Annotated in this window: 11 protein-coding genes; all 11 read left to right on the top strand. The window is 47.7% G+C overall.

What is annotated here, in order from left to right; genetic code table 11:
• The first annotated feature begins 26 nt into the window (after positions 1-26).
• The 11 genes from QUA47_RS18455 (at position 27) to QUA47_RS18405 (ending at position 18,541) form a co-directional block, all read left to right on the top strand.
• Positions 27-2,540, top strand: a complete 2,514-nt coding sequence (locus QUA47_RS18455) for an MASE1 domain-containing protein (RefSeq protein ID WP_333431779.1) — start codon at positions 27-29, stop codon at positions 2,538-2,540.
• Positions 2,541-3,286: 746 nt separating this feature from the next.
• Positions 3,287-6,997 carry a response regulator gene (locus QUA47_RS18450; RefSeq protein ID WP_333431778.1) on the top strand — a complete coding sequence of 1,237 codons (3,711 nt, stop codon included), beginning with the start codon at positions 3,287-3,289 and terminating at the stop codon, positions 6,995-6,997.
• A complete protein-coding gene (locus tag QUA47_RS18445) occupies positions 6,990-7,364 on the top strand; it encodes a response regulator (RefSeq protein WP_006631823.1) in 375 nt (124 codons plus the stop codon). Before QUA47_RS18450 ends, QUA47_RS18445 begins: the two co-directional genes overlap by 8 nt.
• A complete protein-coding gene (locus QUA47_RS18440; RefSeq protein ID WP_333220776.1) occupies positions 7,361-8,419 on the top strand; it encodes an adenylate/guanylate cyclase domain-containing protein in 1,059 nt (352 codons plus the stop codon). Before QUA47_RS18445 ends, QUA47_RS18440 begins: the two co-directional genes overlap by 4 nt.
• A gap of 86 nt (positions 8,420-8,505) precedes the next feature.
• Entirely contained in the window at positions 8,506-9,024 is a 519-nt protein-coding gene (locus QUA47_RS18435; protein ID WP_333431777.1) for a Ycf51 family protein, read from the top strand.
• Positions 9,025-9,170: 146 nt separating this feature from the next.
• Entirely contained in the window at positions 9,171-10,505 is a 1,335-nt protein-coding gene (locus QUA47_RS18430) for an ATP-binding protein (protein ID WP_333431776.1), read from the top strand.
• Complete coding sequence (locus tag QUA47_RS18425; protein WP_333431775.1) at positions 10,505-12,289, top strand: tetratricopeptide repeat protein; 1,785 nt, start codon at positions 10,505-10,507, stop codon at positions 12,287-12,289. The genes QUA47_RS18430 and QUA47_RS18425 overlap by 1 nt, the downstream gene beginning before the upstream one ends.
• A gap of 145 nt (positions 12,290-12,434) precedes the next feature.
• Complete coding sequence (locus tag QUA47_RS18420; RefSeq protein ID WP_333431774.1) at positions 12,435-12,830, top strand: type II toxin-antitoxin system Phd/YefM family antitoxin; 396 nt, start codon at positions 12,435-12,437, stop codon at positions 12,828-12,830.
• Between the two features lie 355 nt (positions 12,831-13,185).
• Positions 13,186-14,388, top strand: a complete 1,203-nt coding sequence (locus QUA47_RS18415; RefSeq protein WP_333431773.1) for a tetratricopeptide repeat protein — start codon at positions 13,186-13,188, stop codon at positions 14,386-14,388.
• A 79-nt stretch (positions 14,389-14,467) separates the two neighbouring features.
• Positions 14,468-15,991 carry a carboxypeptidase M32 gene (locus tag QUA47_RS18410; RefSeq protein WP_333287054.1) on the top strand — a complete coding sequence of 508 codons (1,524 nt, stop codon included), beginning with the start codon at positions 14,468-14,470 and terminating at the stop codon, positions 15,989-15,991.
• A 129-nt stretch (positions 15,992-16,120) separates the two neighbouring features.
• The gene (locus QUA47_RS18405) at positions 16,121-18,541 is read left to right on the top strand and encodes a sucrose synthase (RefSeq protein WP_333431772.1); all 2,421 of its coding nucleotides are present in this window, start codon (positions 16,121-16,123) and stop codon (positions 18,539-18,541) included.
• Positions 18,542-18,687: the final 146 nt, after the last annotated feature.

Below are 18,687 nucleotides of genomic sequence, written 5' to 3'. Positions count from 1 at the left end.
ACCGTCCACCTTTTCCCCAAACGACAATGCAGACAAAGTTCCTTAACGCAATCAAAGGACATTCCTGGCGGTACTTCCTCGCAGTAGGCGCGATCGCCCTGGTCTACTATTGGGCGTCGCAATTCGCAATTTCCACCCTCACCCTCAGTTCAGAAATTTACCCGATGTGGCCAGCAGCAGGAATTGCCCAAGTCGCCCTGCTGCTGTTTGGGCGGCAACTGTGGCCGGGAATCGCGCTCGGAGGCTTCCTGTTCAGCATGAGCGTACCGTCGGCCAACATAGGCACGGCATTGATCTCGGCAGCGGCCAGAACCCTGCAAGCGTGGACGGGAACTTATCTACTCCAGCGCATTAACTTTAGCGCCGGGCTCGATCGGCTCAAAGACGTTTTAGGAATAGTCGGACTAGCAGCCTTGGGATCTACCCTGATCAACTCCACCATCGGCAGCATCCTCGTATGCCTGACCGGTTTATCTAGCTGGAGCGATTTGGGCACGATTTGGGGGACTTGGTGGGTGGGAGACGCTATGGGCATTTTGCTCGTCGCCCCGCTGCTGCTGACGTGGCAACAATTGCCCAGAGTCCCCAACCATCGTAAAAAGATAGCTGAACGAGCGATTTGGCTGCTGCTGCTACTAGCAGTCGGCTGGCTCGTCTTCTGCTCCCGCACCCGCGCCGCCTACGCCCGCTATCCCCTCGAATACTTACCATTTCCCCTAGTAGTTTGGGCTGCCTTTCGATTCGGCCAGCGCTACACGGCCCTCTCCAACTTCATCCTCTGCGGCTTCGCCATCTGGGGCATAGCCCGACGCAGCGGCCCCTTCCTCAAACACGCCAGCAGTATGCCCCAAGCACTGTTATCCCTGCAAGCCTTCATCGCCGTCATCGCCGTCACCGGCTTAGTCTTAGCCGCCACCGTCGCCGAACGCCACCAAGCAGAAGCTTCCCTGCGCGCCAGCGAAGCCAGCCTTGCCAACGCCCAGCGCATCGCCCAACTAGGCAACTGGGACTTAGACCGCAACACCCAGCAATTGCGGTGGTCAGAGGAAATTTATCGCATCCTGGGACAGCGGCCGGGAACTTTTGAACCCAGCCTGGAAGCCTTCTTGGGATACGTACACCCTGAAGACAAAGAATTAGTCAAAACCTCGATCGAAGCCGCTTTATTTCAGCAACAGCCTTACAGCATCGACTACAGGCTCATACTCCCCGACGGTAGCAACCGCACAGTCTACGAACAAGCCGCCGTCAACTCCCTCTACATCAGCAGCACCGTCCAAGACATCACAGACAGAAAGCAAGCCGAAGCCGCCCTGCGTTCTTCAGAAGAAAGATTTTCCAAGGCTTTTCACGCCTCCCCAGTCGGCATCAGCATCTGCACCCTCACAGACCGATGCTTCCTCGATGCCAACGAAAGCTTTTTGCGCTCATTAGGCTGGCTGCGGCACGAATTTATCGGCCGCACTCCCAGCGACTTAAGAATGTTTGTCAATTCAGAAGACGGGGGGCGGCTCGCCCAGATTTTGGAATCACAAAATTCGATCAGCAATCAAGAAATCAAAATTCGCACCAAAGTCGGCGAAGTGCGCGACTGGCTGCTGTCAATGGAACTCATCGACCTCGGCAGCACTCAGTGCATTTTAATCATGACCAGCGACATCACCGAACGCTTGCGTTCCGAAGAATTCCGCCGGGCCGCAGTAGCCGCCGAAGCTGCCAATCGCTCGAAAAGCATTTTTCTGGCCAACATGAGTCACGAACTCCGAACCCCCCTCAACGCCATCATCGGCTACAGCGAGCTCCTGCAAGAAGACGCCCGAGACCTCGGTGCCGAAGAATTCATTGACGACCTCCAGAGAATTAACACGGCCGGCCAGCACCTACTAGACCTGATTAAAAATATTCTCGACTTGACCAAAATTGAAGCCGGCCACATCGACCTCCACCTCGAAACCTTCACCATTTCAACTCTGGTTGAGCAAGTAGTAAGCACGATCGCGCCGATGGCAGACAAAAATAGCAATATCCTAGAAATACAATGCCCCGAGGATATTGGCTCGATGCAGACCGACTTGACTAAACTCCGGCAGTCTCTGCTCAACCTCCTCAGCAATGCCGCGAAATTTACTTGCTCCGGCGCGATTACCTTCGCCGTTACCCGATGCGTCGAAACCCCCGCCGACGCTGCAAAGAAAGCCAAAAGACTTGGAGCGTATAGAGGAGGTGGCCAAGCTGAAAATAGCTTGTCTCTGTTATCTTCCGGTCAAGATTGGATCTTTTTTACGGTCAAAGATACCGGCATTGGCATGAGTCCCGAACAGTTAGCCAGAATCTTTGAGCCTTTCACCCAAGCCGATTCCTCAACTACTAAGAAGTATGGCGGCACTGGTTTGGGGCTGACGATTACTAAGAAATTCTGCGAAATGATGGGCGGAGACATTACTGCATTCAGCGAGGTGGGCAAAGGTTCTACTTTTACCATTCGGCTGCCAGCTATTTTCACCGACCTTTCGATCTCAACCGAAAAGTCTGACGAATAATATTTTTTTGACAGTTATTTTCCATGCCTGCAAATTTTATTTGCCTCCGCCAGTTGCTGATTATTTCGCTAGCAGTTAGGGAGATTTTGCAGATAATTTATCACACGATCAACTCAGTCTTTTTCCTGTTTTTTTCTAATATAGAGGTAGAAGATTAGGCCGGGTTAGATAACCATAATTAATTTATGAGTAAGTACGAAAAACCCTTAAATCGTTTCCGCTGGCATGGGAAGAATAATTTTTCCATTCCAGTACAAGCGTAAGCGATCGTTTTTTGGAAGCCACCTATTTTTTGAGGGTAAGTTCACTCGCTCAATACTCCGGACAGTTTTTCTCCGATCCAATGGCTTATTCTCGCTTGACTTTGAGCGACTTTGGATAATTAAATCAATGCCCTCTCCACCCGTGACTTGCATTTAATTTTACTTTTTTATTGTCCTTGTCCTGTAAAACTTGTAGTATCGTGACCAAAAGTTTTCGGAGTATTGACTTGATAAGATGATATTATTGAGCGTGCTGCCGACATTCAGAGGATTAGTTAGTTGACAACCCTTAAAAGTTCTGAGAATTAATATAATGAGCGCAGTTTGAAAGATTTTGGAGAGGAGACACGATCCCTCGGCTTCTCAATAAAACCTGTTATAGACTTCGATCGCGTACTTGTCCCCTAACGGTATACCTACGTATATATACTATTAATTAATAAAGATATACTGTAGAAAGTTGCCTACAAAGCGCCAGAAAATATGCACCCCCACCTCCAGCGCCAACTCGAACAGCTCGGTTTAGTCGGCGAGTCTCCCCCTCCCACTGCTGAGCAGTGGCAACTTTTATTAGAGCAGGTAAGTTGTACCTATGACCGAGTTCAGAGTCAGCAAGAACTTCAGCAGGAAGATTGTTTTAACTTGCAGACGGTGGCGCTCAAGGATGTAACTGAGTCGCCCCAGTCCCCTCAAGACTCTCCAACAGCTTCAGAATTCGATCGACTGCGGGCGAGTGTCAACAGTTTGGGGGCGGGATTGTGTATCCTTGACGCGAAGGGCTGTGTAATTTCAGTGAATCCAGAGGCCGAACGGTTGCTGGGGTGGCGAGAGTCGGAACTTGCAGGCGTTTCCCTGCTAGAGCGCATCGGGAAGCAAAAGAAAGGCAACAAATCCCAAGTTTTGACGGCTCCGAAACAGTCGCCAAGCAAGAGTGAAGATGCGACGATCGCACCTACACTAGATTTACAAGAGGCGATCGCTTCCAGTCAACCTTGCAACAATTGGGACGACGAGTTTTTGTGTCGCGACGGCAAGATGTTACCAGTTTCCTATTTTTTCCATCCCGCAGTTGAGCGCGGCGAAATATCAGTCTTGGTGTTTTTTGACACTAGAGAACACAAGCAATCGCTCTCGATACTGCAAGCAGTTCTAAAATCTACAGATGCAGGAATTCTGGCGGTTGACAGAAACGGCAATATATGTAATTATAATCAGAAATTTCTAGAGATGTGGGGTTTGTCCGGCAGCCAAGGAAAGTTGAGCCGATCGACCTTCGCCACACTCAAAAACACAATCAAAACAGGATTCCCCTTCGACAGGGAACAATTAAAATACCCGCCAAGATTTCTCCAAAACGTGATCAAAGTGTCGGCAGATTCAGATACTCAAATCAGCGAATTATTAGAATTTAAAGACGGAAAAATTCTGGAATTAAATTCGTTGCCATCAAAAGTCGGAGCGAAAACAGTCGGTAGAGTCTGGAGCTTTCGAGACGTTACCGAACTCAAAAAAGTAGAAGAATCTTTGCAGTATCGAATAGAATTCCCTCAGTTGATTGCCCGTTTGTCAACCCATTTCATCAGCCAGCCCTTATCAGAAATAGACAAAGGCATCGATCAAACCCTGGAAGCGATAGCCACCTTGAGCGGGTTTGACCGCAGTTACATCTACCTGTTATCAGAAGACAAAACCCGCGCCGACAAAAGCTACGAGTGGTGCGGCGAAAGCATTCCGGCAGTCAAAGACAGCACCTACAACCAAATAGACATCGCACAAATCCCTTGGATCGCAGAAAAACTCGATCGCGCGGAATGCCTCTATATTCCAGAAATCGGCGAACTCCCGCCTCCAGCCAAAGCCGAAATTGGCTATTTTATCGGTCAAAATCCAGGCGAATTCCCGACAAACTCCCCATCCCAAACAGTCAATGAAACAGCAACCGCCTCAATACCTTGGATTGGCGCTTCCCTAAATAATTTAGAATTAAAAAAACAGCTACAAAATATTCAATCGCTGATAATTATTCCCCTAATTTGTAGTAAAAACCTAGTAGGATTTCTCGGATTCGATGGCTTAAAGCAAACAGCAGGTCGAGCAACCGAAATATCCACACAGCTAAAAATGGTAGGAGAAATGCTCGCCAATGTCCTAGAGCGCAAGCGAACAGAAGCAGCCTTGAGACAATCCGAAACAAAATACCGCAGCATCTTTGAAAACGCAGTCGAAGGCATATTCCAGACAACGCCTTCAGGACACTACCTCAGCGGCAATCGCGCACTAGCCAGAATTTACGGCTACGAATCCTGTACCCAAATGCTCGCCGAACTCACCGATATCAACCGTCAATTTTACATTGACCCCCATCGGCGCGCCGAGTTTATGGCCCAATTGCGCGCGCGCCGACAAGTGTCAAAATTTGAGTCCCAAATATACCGCCGAGACGGTAGCAAGATCTGGATTTCCGAAAACGCGCGCTGCATCTGCGACGAAAACGGCAGCGTTTTGTACTACGAAGGCACAGTCCAAGACATCACCGATCGCAAACAGGCAGAATCCGCCATGCAGTTGGCCCTAGAAGCAGCAGAATCAGCCAACCGGGCAAAAAGCACATTTCTCGCCAACATGAGCCACGAACTTCGCACACCCCTCAACGCCATCATCGGCTACAGCGAAATGCTTCAAGAAGAAGCCGAAGAATTGGGCAGTTGCGAATCGGTTCCCGACCTCGAAAAAATCTGCAGCGCCGGCAAACACCTGCTGTCGCTGATTGACGACATCCTAGATATTTCTAAAATTGAAGCAGGCCGAATGGATCTCTACTTAGAAACCTTCGAGATCCATACCTTAATTGAAAGTGCTGTTGCCACGGCGAGGCCGCTGGTAGATAAAAACGGTAATACCCTAGAAGTGTACTGTCCAGACAACCTCGATACCATGCACGCGGACATGACCAAAGTGCGGCAAGTGCTGCTTAATTTGCTCAGCAACGCTGCCAAGTTCACACAAAACGGGAGAATTGCGATCGGAGTGGAAAGAATTAAAAATGAACAATTAAAAAGGAAAAATCAAGAGGAATCTTCCCAAATTTTAATTTCCAACTCCGAATTTTTAAGTTTCCGCGTCGCCGACACCGGCATCGGCATGACACAAGAGCAATTGGAGCGAGTTTTCCAACCTTTCACCCAAGCTGATGCCTCGACTACCCGCGAGTACGGTGGCACCGGTTTGGGACTAGCAATCAGCCAGCGCTTCTGTCAGATGATGGGTGGCAGCATTGAGGTCAGCAGCACCTTGGGCGCAGGCACCACTTTCACCGTGCTCTTGCCCAAAGCCATCAAACAGCCGGAAATCCCCAACAAAGTCCACGACAGCACGAGCCCTCCGGACGCCCCCGCTGTCGGCACGGTGCTGGTAGTGGACGACGACCCGATCTCGCGGGATTTAATCCAGCGCGCCCTCAGTCGCCAAGGACTGCACATAGAAGTCGCCGGCAGTGGCGAGCAAGCTCTCCGGCTCGCTAAGCAACTACGGCCAGACGCCATTACCCTGGACGTGATAATGCCCGGAATGGACGGCTGGGCGGTACTCTCAGCACTGAAGGCCGATCCAGACCTTGCCGAAATTCCCGTAATCCTGCTATCCTTTGTGGGCAACAAAAGCCTCGGCTTTGCATTGGGTGCCTCGGACTACCTCACCAAACCAGTGGACGGCAAACGGCTGGCTGCCTTGTTGAACAAGTACCGACGCGACCAAGACGGCGTTGCAAGTAACAATTTGACCTGTCAGATTCTAATTGTGGAAGACGACGTTGCCACGCGCGAAATACTGCGATGCGTACTAGAAACACAAGGCTGGGCAGTAACGGAAGCTGACAGCGGACGCGCTGCTCTCGATCGGCTAAAAGTTGCTCGCCCGCACCTGATATTACTGGATTTGACACTGCCAGAAATGGATGGTTTTGAGTTGATCGGGGAACTTCGCAAATCCCATTCGGGAGATCCTATACCGATTGTGGTAATCACGGGGAAAGACCTGACACCGGCCGAAAGCCAGCAACTAAACGGCTACGTCGAGCGGGTGCTACAAAAGGGAGTCTACAGTTGCGATACTTTGTTGCGCGATGTTCGCTCTATAGTCAATGACAGGTTCGATCGCAGGTACGACTCGAAAGGCAAGGAGAACACCAATGGCTAAAATCCTGTTGGTCGAAGATAACGAAATGAACAGGGATATGCTTTCCAGGCGTCTGGCCCGCAAGGGACACGAGGTCTTTATTGCTGTTGACGGTGCTGAGGGAGTGTCGATGGCGCTCGCCAAAGTACCCGATTTGATTCTGATGGATATGAGCCTGCCGGTTCTCGACGGCTGGCAAGCAACGCAGCAAATTAAGGCGGCTCCTGAAACTAGCAGGATTCCGGTGATTGCGCTGACGGCTCACGCAATGGCGGGCGATCGTGAAAAGTGTCTTGCGGCCGGCTGCAATGACTACGACACTAAACCGGTCGAGTTTCCCCGACTTTTGGGTAAAATTGAAACGCTTCTCAAAGAGGCCATGACATGAAAGGTGATGAGGGCAGCGTGCTGGTTGTTGACGACAATGAGGTAAACCGCGATTTGCTGGCCCGCCGACTTCAGCGTCAAGGCCATGTGGTGACTGTTGCTGAAGATGGTCTCCAAGCTCTGGAAATGTTGCGAAGCGATCCTTTTGATTTGGTTCTCTTAGACATTATGATGCCGCAAATGAACGGCTATCAGGTGCTCGAAAGTCTGAAGGCGGACGAGAATTTGCGCTACATCCCGGTGATTATGATTTCGGCGGTGGACGATATCGACAGTATCGTCCGGTGTATAGAGTTGGGGGCGGAGGATTATCTTTCTAAACCGTTCAATCCGGTATTGCTCAAGGCTCGGATTAGCGCTTGTCTGGAAAAGAAGCGGCTGCGGGATAAGGAACAGGCGTATTTACACGAGTTGGCCCAGGAAAAGGAAAAGTCCGAGCGTTTGCTGTTAAATATTTTACCCAAGGCGATCGCGCAGCGCCTGAAACACGGGGAAATTACGATCGCAGACAGTTTCGCTGAGGTAACAGTGATGTTTGCCGATTTGGTCGGTTTTACTAAGCTTTCGTCTCATTTATCGCCGGCCCAATTGGTGGAGTTGCTCAACGAGATTTTTTCGGCTTTTGACGAGTTGGCCGAGCGCTACGGACTTGAGAAAATTAAGACGATCGGCGATGCTTATATGGTGGTTGGCGGTTTGCCGACGCCCAGCGACGACCACGCCGAGTCGATCGCCGAAATGGCGCTGGAAATTCAAGCAGCAATGACTAAGATACATACCAAGGGAGGTCAGCCGCTCAGCATCCGCATCGGCATCCACACAGGCCCGGTAGAAGCTGGGGTAATCGGTACTAAAAAATTTACTTACGATTTGTGGGGAGATACGGTAAATACAGCTTCCCGGATGGAATCTCAAGGCGTCGCCGGCAGCATTCAGGTGACAGTTGCTACCTACGAGCGCCTGCGGGATAAGTACGTTTTTGAGGAGCGCGGCGTGATTCCAGTGAAGGGGAAAGGCGATATGATGACTTATCTGCTTATGGGCCGAAACGCTTAATTAATCATTGGGCATTGGGCATTGGCCCGCGCAGAACATCGGGTAGCGGTAACTAATATCAACAGTCAACAGTCAACAGTCAACAAATGAACGTAAATTCTAACCTTTTAATGTACGCCCAATGGGCGGGAATTCTAACAGTAGCCTTGGCTATTCTAACTGTTATAGCATTTATCTTCAAATGGGGTTTTCGCTTCCGATTGGTAGGAGTGACAAGCTTTATGGGAGTAATTGCTGCGAGTATATTTGGTCTGGGTTTGGGACTGTTTTCCCGCACAGAAATTCCCGGTGCAGTTCGCTATTCTTTAGTTTACGATACAGGCGGCGCTCAAACAGTAGTTACTGTGCCACCTACGATCACGGAATCGGAATTAGAAGCAACGATGCAGCAAGCGGCTGCGGATTTGTACTCTCCAGGGCGCTCTGGGCGGGGCAGAGACTACATGACAATCCGGGTTCGTACAGTTGTACATCCTGAACCAGGGCTGTCGCAGCCACTGTTTTTGGGCGAGGTGAGGCGATCGCTCGCGACTCGATATGACGACAAAATGGCGATCGAAATCTTCCCCGAAAAAGTCGCAATTTTGAAACAATACCAAGCCTAAAAGTAGTGATTGTTGGGTGCGCCATGTGCACCCAGCCTTTTGCATAGATTCGATCGCTCTTCTTAAAATTATCTGGGTTTATCCGTGTTCATCTGCCTTAAATCTGCGGTTGAGCCTATAAAAAACCAAAAATACTAAAAAAAATTATGAATCCAAATACAGAACAATTACTAACAGACCTCACCGATGCCTTTAACCCATTTCATCCATTACCAGCAGGCGACCCGCAATATGTTGACTGTCAAGAAGTGCGAGGAGATGACAATATTACCCTAGACTTGGGCCGCAACATTCAGCGTTCCAAACAGATGACTTATCAGTTATACGCTGGACATCGGGGGGCAGGAAAGTCAACCGAATTGCTGCGCCTAGAGGATCATTTAAAAAAACAAGGTTATTTTGTCGTTTATTTCGCTGCTGACGAACAAGATATCAATCCCGAAGATACGGAATACACAGATATTTTGCTCGCTTGCACCAGGCACTTTTTAGAAGCAATTAAAGATGCTGACCCAAAACCTTTGCGGGATTGGATGGAAAGTCGCTGGAACGATTTAAAAGATTTAGCCCTGTCAGAAGTATCTTTTGAAACATTGAGCTTAGAGATGCAAATTTCTCAGTTTGCCAAGCTGACGGCGAATGTGAGAAACGAACCGAGTTTGCGCCAAAAAATTCGAGAAAAAGTTAATCCCTACACATTAACCCTGATTGATGCGTTGAATGAGTTTATTGTCAATGCTAAAAATAAATTGCCCACCAAATATTCAAAACTGGTTGTGATAGCCGATAATTTAGATCGGATTGTGCCGTTTTCCAAAGACCCAGGGGGACGTAGCAATCTCGATGAAATTTTCTTAGACCGCAGCGAACAACTCAAAGCTTTAAAATGTCACGTAGTTTACACCGTACCGATTTCGATGGTGCATTCTAACCGCGCTGCCGATTTAAGCAATAATTATAGCAATCCTCCCCAAGTGCTACCGATGATTATGGTACGCAAGCCCAGCGGTGAAGTTCACCCGCCGGGACTTGCTAAAATGAAAGAGTTGATTGAGAAGCGGGTAAAACAAGTTGATCCGCATTTATCTTTAGAAACAGATTTTTTTGACACCGCAGAAACTCTAGAAGGGCTGTGTTTGATGAGTGGAGGTCACGTCAGGAATTTGATGTTGATGATGCAAGAAGCTATCAAGAAGACGGATAATTTGCCCATTACTGCGAAAGCAGCGAAAAGGGCAATTACGAACCTGCGGGATGTCTACCGCAAAACTGCCGGACACAATGAATGGTCTATTTTAGCACAAGTATCTCTTTCTCGTCGGATACTGAATGACGAACAACACCGCAATTTGCTATTTAGTCGCTGTATTTTGGAATACAGATACTTGGATGAAGAAGAAGAAATCCAGTCTTGGTATGATGTTCACCCGCTAATTAAAGGCATTCCGGAATTTAAGGAAGCAGTCGCTATACTTCAGTGATGAAACCAGAAGCAATTGATTGGGACGAAGATTTACCACCAGCAGAACCGGAGGAAGAATATCGAGATCTGGTACGCACTATCAAGCGGACAAAAGGCTTTAGCTTGTTATTTGTGGAGTGTTCGCCGGCGGAGGGAGAACGCTGGATTGCTAGAGTTAAAACAGATATTCCGCAGCAAAAAATTGAGGTTTTGCGGCTGAAGGAATCGGTTTATGATTTCTACAATCTAATTGAAGAGTTGCCAAATCGCGATCGCATCAATGTCCTATTCGTCCAGGGTTTAGAATATTCACTTTATGAATACGAACAAGAGAAAAAGGAACTCGGCTGGGAAAGCAAGGATATTTACTCTTACAGTTGGCGGGGTGTGCCACCTGTTTTAATTAATTTAAACCAGCAGCGAGAACGATTTCGAGATAATTTTAAAATCTGTTTTGTTTTTCTGTTGCCTAAGTTTGCGATTGATTATTTTATTCAGCGGGCACCTGATTTCTTTGATTGGCGATCGAGTTTATTTAAGTTGTCAATGGATAAAGAACTGCTGCAACTAGAATCAATGCAAGCTTGTTCCGAAAGAATGAATCGAGAAGATTATCTAGCTTTAAATTCCCAAGAAAAAAAATGGGAATTGGTGAGGATTCAAGCTTTAATTGATGAGGATGGGCAAACATCCAAACAAAAAGCTGAATTGTTTTTTGAACAAGGTTTATTGCATAACTCTGCTGAAGAATATGCAAAGGCGATAGCCTCCTACGACAAAGCCTTAGAAATCAAACCAGATTCTCAGGCAGCCTGGAACAATCGGGGCAATGCACTGTATCGTTTAGGAAGGCTTGAAGAAGCGATAGCCTCCTACGACAAAGCCTTAGAAACCAAACCCGACGCTCACGAAGCCTGGTACAATCGGGGCATTACACTGGGTAATTTAGGAAGATTGGAAGAAGCGATAGCCTCCTACGACAAAGCCTTAGAATTCCAACATGATTATCACGACGCCTGGTACAATCGGGGCATTGCACTGGGTAATTTAGGAAGATTGGAAGAAGCGATAGCCTCCTACGACAAAGCCTTAGAATTGAAACCCGATGCTCACGAAGCCTGGAACAATCGGGGCATTGCACTGGGTAACTTAAGAAGATTGGAAGAAGCGATAGCCTACTTCGACAAAGCCTTAGAATTCAAACCAGATTATCACGAAGCCTGGTACAATCGGGGCATTACACTGGGTAATTTAGGAAGATGGGAAGAAGCGCTCGCCTCCTACGAAAAAGCCTTAGAAATCAAACCAGATTTACACGCAGCCTGGTATAATCGCGGCCTGGCACTGGATAATTTAGGAAGATGGGAAGAAGCGCTCGCCTCCTCCGAAAAAGCTTTAGAAATCAAACCAGATTTACACGCAGCCTGGAACAATCGGGGCAATGCGCTGGGTAATTTAGGGTTGTTTGAAGAAGCGCTCGCCTCCTACGACAAAGCATTAGAAATCCAACCAGATTATCACGAATCCTGGTATAATAGGGGCCTGGCACTGGCTAATTTAGGAAGATGGGAAGAAGCGCTCGCCTCCTACGATAAAGCCTTAGAATTCAAACCAGATAATGACGCAACATATTATAATAAAGCTTGGTGCTATGCGTTACACAGTCAAATTGACCAAGCGATTCAGAATTTGCAGCAAGCCATCAATCTGAATCCTGACAAGTACCGAGAAATGGCAAAAACTGACTCGGATTTTGACAGCATTCGATCGCATAATCGGTTTCAAGCCTTGATTCAAGAATAGGGATTGCCCTTGGGCGGGGCGGGTTTATGAGATTGTCGGTTTGAGGCAATTATTGTTGGTAAAACCCGCCCCTACAGCATCAAAAACACTTTTCAACGAAGCTAATGGACACGATATAATAGGAGAATTAATAGCGAGGTAAAAGATGACTCAACTAAATGTCAATCTAACCAATGACAAATTTCCCGAACTCATCGCCCATGTCGAGGATACTGGAGAACGAATTGTCATAGAACAGGAAGGAAGAGCGATCGCTGCTATCATTACTTATGCCGACTTGAAGCGACTGGAAGCCCTAGAAGCTGCCCTAATTAACAAAGCAAAAGTAGAAGAATATGAATGGCTAAAAGCTGCAATCCGCAATCCAGCTTTTGATTCTCTGAGAGACTCAGCAGAAGATATCTACACTTTAGCTGATGGCGTGCCATTCCACGACCCTGAATGGATTAAAACAGTAGCAATCGAGCCTAATTTTGGTTCGATTCTCGACCCTGAAGAAGACATTTATACCATAGCTGACGGTAAACCATATCTACCTTAAATATCCCTCTTATTTCTTACTCTGCAAAGGCGGGCTTCGCTTGACAAGACGTGGTTTCAACCCCCGATCGCTCAAAAGGGTTACGTGAAAATTATATCTTGGGTGAGGTTTGTCACACCTCAGTACGATCGCCCTTTACTCTTTTCTACGCAGTCACATAAAAAAAATAGTATTAATCTATACCTAGAAATCCAAGCTCTAGAATTATAATGAAAAAAATTGAAAAAGCTCCCAACTTCCTGTAAAATTGCCCTAAATAACCCAATAGGATCGATCAAAAGCACTCAAACGCGAAAAAGATCGCATATAAAAAAGAAAAGAATCAATTAGACAGAAAATAATGAGGTGAAACCCCTTGCAAAAATTAGCCAGCATAGAAAAGCCGATCGACTCAGGGGAAAAATCCATAGCAGTCAACACCCAAAAGGCTCAAACATTGTACGATCGCGGCAACGCCCTAGAAGCAATGGGACGATTCCAAGCTGCGATCGAATCTTGGGAAGAAGCGATCGAACTTGAACCAACATTTTATGAAGCCTGGTACAACCAAGGCGTAGCCCTCAAAAAATTGGGCCAGCTAGAAGAAGCGATCGCAGCCTACAACAACTCCCTAAAAATCAAACCCAACAATCCCGAAGCGTGGTATAATCGCGCCAACGTTTTGCGGAAGCTCAACAGACTCTCAGAAGCGATCGCATCCTACGAAAAAGCGATCGCACTCAACCCCAGCTACCCCGAAGCTTGGACGAACCGAGGCAATACCCTCGTCAACTTAGAAAAATTTTCAGAAGCGATCAACTCCTACGACAAAGCCATAGCCATCAAACCAGACTACTGCGAAGCTTGGTACAACAAAGCATTTGCCCTGAGAAAATCAGACCAAAATACAGCGGCGATCGCCTCTTACGACAAAGCGATCGAACTCAAGCCAGACTTGCATCAAGCCTGGTACAACCGCGGCTTAGCCCTAGCCGATGAAAAACTATACCCGGAAGCCGTCGCTTCCTACGACAAAACCCTGCAACTGCGGCCGAATTCCGCCGAAGCCTGGAACAAACGCGGCACCGCGATCGCACAAATGGGACAATTTGAAGAAGCGATCGCATCCTGGGACAAAGCCCTCGCACTCAACCCAAACGACAGCGAAACCTTTTACAACCGCGGCTTAGCCTTCGCCAACTTACAACGCTTTGAAGAAGCAATTGCCTCTTGGGACAAAACCCTAGAGTTGCAGCCAGATAACATCGAAGCCTGGTACAACCGCGGCATAGCCCTCAAAAAAATTCAACGATTTACCGAAGCCATCGCCTCCTACGATAAAATCATCGCACTCAACCCCGACGATCCCAACCTGTACTATCAAAAAGCTTGCATTTACGCCCTAGAAAAACAAGCAGGCGAGCTCACAAACAGCCAGGAAATAGTAGCCACCAGCATCCGACTGGCGATCGAAAACTTATCCAAGGCGATCGAACTTAATCCGCAGAAATACCGGAAATTGTGCAAAAATGACTCTAAATTGCGTACAATACGGGAAGAAGTGCGGTTTTTAGCTTGATTTCAGGGTAGCTATGATTGATGGAGACGGATGCCGCACTGCAACCTTTGTAGGCAAAACAGCACCATAAACCCCAATCATGCAAACCCTAGACAAAACTCAAGCAAAATTCGCTCAACTGGCAGCCCACCTCAGAGAAGTTAACGACATCGAATCAGCCTCGTCGCTGCTGCATTGGGATCAATCAACTTATATGCCCGCCAAAGGTGCAAATGCCAGAGGCCGCCAGTTGGCTACTCTCAAACAAATATCCCACGAAAAATTTACAGATCCAAAAATAGGTGAACTCCTAGAAGACTTGCGTTTCTACGAACAAACCCTCCCCTACGACTCCACCGCAGCCAGCCTGATCCGCATCGCCCGCAGAGACTACGATCGCGCCGCCAGAGTCCCCGCAACCTTCATGTCCGCACTCTGCCGCCACCAAGCCGACTGCTACGAAGTTTGGGCCGCGGCTAGAGCAGCCAACAACTTCGCAGCCGTTGAGCCGTATCTCGAAAAAACCCTAGAATTAAGCAGGCAGTACGCCGAGTTTTTCCCCGGATACGAACACATCGCCGATCCTTTGATCGATCGTAGCGACTACGGCATGAAAGTATCCCTGCTGCGCCCGCTTTTCGCCAAACTGCGTGAAGAATTAGTGCCGATAGTCGAAGCCATCACCTCCCAACCTCCCGCCGACGACTCCTGCTTGCACCAAGACTTCCCCGAATCCCAGCAACTAGAATTCACTCGCAAAGTTGTAGAACGCATGGGGTTCGACTTCCAACGGGGACGGCAAGACACCACCCTGCACCCGTTCATGACCAACTTCTCCATAGACGACGTGCGAATTACCACCCGCGTCTATGAAGACCACTTGGATCAAGCACTGTTCAGCAGCATCCACGAAGCCGGACACGCCCTCTACGAACTCGGAAATTCCCCGGAATTTGAGGGCACGCTGCTTGCAGGCGGCATTTCCTCCGGCCTGCACGAAAGTCAGTCGCGACTTTGGGAAAATATGGTCGGGCGCAGCCGCGGTTTTTGGGAATGTTTCTACCCCCAACTCCAAGGCGTATTTTTGCGACAGTTGGGACACGTATCCACTGACGCATTTTACCGGGCAATTAACAAAGTCTCGCGATCGCTCATCCGCACCGACGCCGACGAAGTAACCTACAACCTCCACGTCGCCATCCGCTTTGACCTAGAATTGGCAATGGTAGAGGGAAAACTAGCAGTGCGAGACCTCCCCGAAGCCTGGAACGAACGCTATAAAACCGACCTCGGCGTTGTCCCCTCCACCGACAGCGAAGGCGCGATGCAAGATGTTCACTGGTATGTTGGTACGATCGGCGGAATGTTCCAAGGTTACACCCTCGGCAACTTGATGAGCGCTCAATTCTACGAAACAGCAGTAAAAATCAATCCTGAAATTCCTGTAGAAATAGAACGAGGCAATTTTACCGTACTCCACGACTGGCTCAAACAAAACATCTACCAGCACGGCCGTAAATACACCGCTGTCGAATTGATCGATCGCGTTACAGGTTCACCTTTAACTATCGATCCATTTATCCGCTATATTCGCCACAAATACGGGGAGTTTTATGTCATTTGAGGGATAGCAAGTTCAGATTGCAGACTTTAAAATTACAAAAAAAGTAGCCGCTTAAAAAAAAAGGCGATACGGTTTGAGTATCGCCTAATTTTACAGCGGAAATCAAAAGTCTTAAATAAGGGAGTATGTATGTCTGAACTCTTTCAGGCTGTGATCGCCAGCGACGAAAAAACCGAGTTGCGTCAGTTTGTCAGCGATTTACGCGCTTTGGGAAAGAAATATTTACTGCGAAACGACATAGTTAACGCTTTTGCCGCCTACTGCACTAAATACGAAAAGCCCGAAAAGTTCCATCAATCTTCTCTTTTAAGCAAACTGATTTACTACGTTCAGGAAATTATTCTTGAAGATGGCAGCCTTTGCGTCCTGCTGCGGCCAAAAATTGCTAGTATGGAAATAGTGCGAGTTGCAGACGACTTGACTGTTGAGCAGATGACAGTGCAAGAATTGCTCGACGTGCGCGATCGCTTCGTCAACCATTTTCACCCCCAAGAAGGCGACATTCTCGAACTAGATTTCGGCCCGTTTTACGACTACTCCCCCACAATTCGCGACCCCAAAAACATCGGCAAAGGAGTACAATTCCTCAACCGATATCTCTCCAGCAAACTGTTTCAAGATGCCAGACAGTGGCAGGAAACTCTATTTAATTTCTTGCGCCTTCACCGCTACAACGGCGTACAATTGCTAATTAACGATCGCATAAAATCCCAACAACAACTTTCAGAACAAGTCAAAAAAGCCCTCACCTTTGTCAGCGATCTTTCTGAAGAAGAAGCCTATGAAAGATTTCGACTCGTGCTGCAATTGATGGGTTTCGAGGCAGGTTGGGGAAATACCGCAGCCCGCGTACATGAAACCCTAGGAATTCTTGACGAATTAATTGATTCGCCCGATCCCCAAACCCTAGAAGCATTTATTTCTCGCATCCCGATGATTTTCAAAATCGTCCTAGTTTCTCCTCACGGCTGGTTCGGCCAAGAAGGAGTTTTGGGGCGGCCGGATACGGGAGGGCAGGTAGTTTATGTCCTCGATCAAGCCAAGAGTTTAGAGAAACAACTGCAAGAAGATATTCATCTTGCAGGTCTCGATAGCTTAGGAGTCAAACCTAAAGTAATTATTCTCACCAGGTTAATTCCTAACAGCGACGGTACGCGCTGCAACGAACGTTTGGAAAAAGTTCACGGCACAGAAAATGCTTGGATTTTGCGCGTTCCATTCCGGGAGTTCAATCCCAAACTGACTCAAAATTGGATTTCTAGATTCGAGATTTGGCCTTATTTAGAAACTTATGCGATCGATTCAGAAAAAGAACTTCTGGCTGAGTTTCAGGGCAAGCCAGATTTAATTGTAGGCAACTATTCCGACGGGAACTTGGTAGCGTTTTTGCTGTCTCGCAAACTCAAAGTTACTCAGTGCAATATTGCCCATGCGCTGGAAAAATCTAAATATTTGTTCAGCAATCTCTACTGGCAAGAATCAGAGGACAAATACCATTTTTCGTTGCAATTTACTGCTGATATAATTGCCATGAATGCAGCTAATTGTATTGTCAGCAGCACCTATCAAGAGATTGTGGGCCAACCCGATAGTGTCGGTCAGTACGAATCTTACCATTGTTTTACCATGCCGGATTTGTACCACGTTGTGAAGGGGATTGAACTGTTCAGCCCTAAATTCAATGTCGTGCCGCCGGGAGTTAATGAAAGTGTGTACTTTCCCTACACGCGGAGCGAAGACCGGGTGCAAGGCGATCGCGATCGGCTCAACGAACTGCTGTTTACTCTAGAAGATCCGGAACAAGTCTTTGGAAAACTCGACGACCCGCACAAGCGCCCTTTATTTTCCATGGCCAGGCTCGATCGCATTAAAAACCTGACAGGCTTAGCAGAATTGTTTGGCAAAAGCCCGGAATTGCAAGAAAAATGCAACTTAATTCTAGTAGCTGGGAAGCTGCGGGTCGAAGAAACCGAAGACTACGAAGAAGCAGAAGAAATTAAAAAGCTCTACGCAATTATCGACCAATACAACCTTCACGGTAAAATTCGCTGGTTGGGAGTGAGGCTTTCCAAAAGCCTGTCCGGCGAAATCTACCGGGTAATCGCCGACGCCCAAGGTATATTTGTTCAGCCAGCATTATTTGAAGCTTTCGGCTTGACAATTCTCGAAGCAATGATTACCGGTATTCCCACTTTCGGGACGCAGTTTGGTGGGCCCCTGGAAATTATTCAAGATGGCGTAAATGGGTTTTATATCAACCCGACCAACCACGAGGATACTGCCCAAAAAATTCTAGATTTTTTATCGAAGTGCGAACACAATCCCAACTATTGGTATGAAATTTCAACGCGAGGAATTGACCGAGTTTACAGCACGTATACCTGGAAAATTCACACTACCAAGCTGCTGACTCTGGCGCGGACTTACGGTTTCTGGAACTACTCGTCCAAGGAAGAACGCGAAGATATGCTCCGCTACATAGAATCGCTGTTTTATCTGATTTACAAGCCGAAAGCGAAGGCTTTATTGGCAGAACACGCGAACCGATAAGTGACACTTTTTGCTTTTTATATCAAATCCGTTAGCATCGGAATAGTAAATTCGAGTTGACTGTTGACGGTTCACTGTTGACTGTTCACGGCGTCAACAGTCAACAGTCAACAGTCAACCGTCAACATCATTCCGGTGTAACCGGA

This window comes from Microcoleus sp. MON2_D5 (assembly GCF_036701905.1).
Classification (GTDB): domain Bacteria; phylum Cyanobacteriota; class Cyanobacteriia; order Cyanobacteriales; family Microcoleaceae; genus Microcoleus.
Note: the sequence above shows the minus strand (reverse complement) of the source record. Positions and strands in the feature narration are given on the sequence as shown.

Excerpts from the sequence above, each read along its gene's own strand:
- QUA47_RS18410 (WP_333287054.1), top strand. The coding sequence starts at position 14,468 with ATGCAAACCCTAGACAAAACTCAAGCAAAATTCGCTCAACTGGCAGCC.
- QUA47_RS18425 (WP_333431775.1), top strand. The coding sequence starts at position 10,505 with ATGAAACCAGAAGCAATTGATTGGGACGAAGATTTACCACCAGCAGAA.
- QUA47_RS18445 (WP_006631823.1), top strand. The coding sequence starts at position 6,990 with ATGGCTAAAATCCTGTTGGTCGAAGATAACGAAATGAACAGGGATATG.
- QUA47_RS18440 (WP_333220776.1), top strand. The coding sequence starts at position 7,361 with ATGAAAGGTGATGAGGGCAGCGTGCTGGTTGTTGACGACAATGAGGTA.
- QUA47_RS18450 (WP_333431778.1), top strand. The coding sequence starts at position 3,287 with ATGCACCCCCACCTCCAGCGCCAACTCGAACAGCTCGGTTTAGTCGGC.
- QUA47_RS18455 (WP_333431779.1), top strand. The coding sequence starts at position 27 with ATGCAGACAAAGTTCCTTAACGCAATCAAAGGACATTCCTGGCGGTAC.
- QUA47_RS18420 (WP_333431774.1), top strand. The coding sequence starts at position 12,435 with ATGACTCAACTAAATGTCAATCTAACCAATGACAAATTTCCCGAACTC.
- QUA47_RS18430 (WP_333431776.1), top strand. The coding sequence starts at position 9,171 with ATGAATCCAAATACAGAACAATTACTAACAGACCTCACCGATGCCTTT.
- QUA47_RS18435 (WP_333431777.1), top strand. The coding sequence starts at position 8,506 with ATGAACGTAAATTCTAACCTTTTAATGTACGCCCAATGGGCGGGAATT.
- QUA47_RS18405 (WP_333431772.1), top strand. The coding sequence starts at position 16,121 with ATGTCTGAACTCTTTCAGGCTGTGATCGCCAGCGACGAAAAAACCGAG.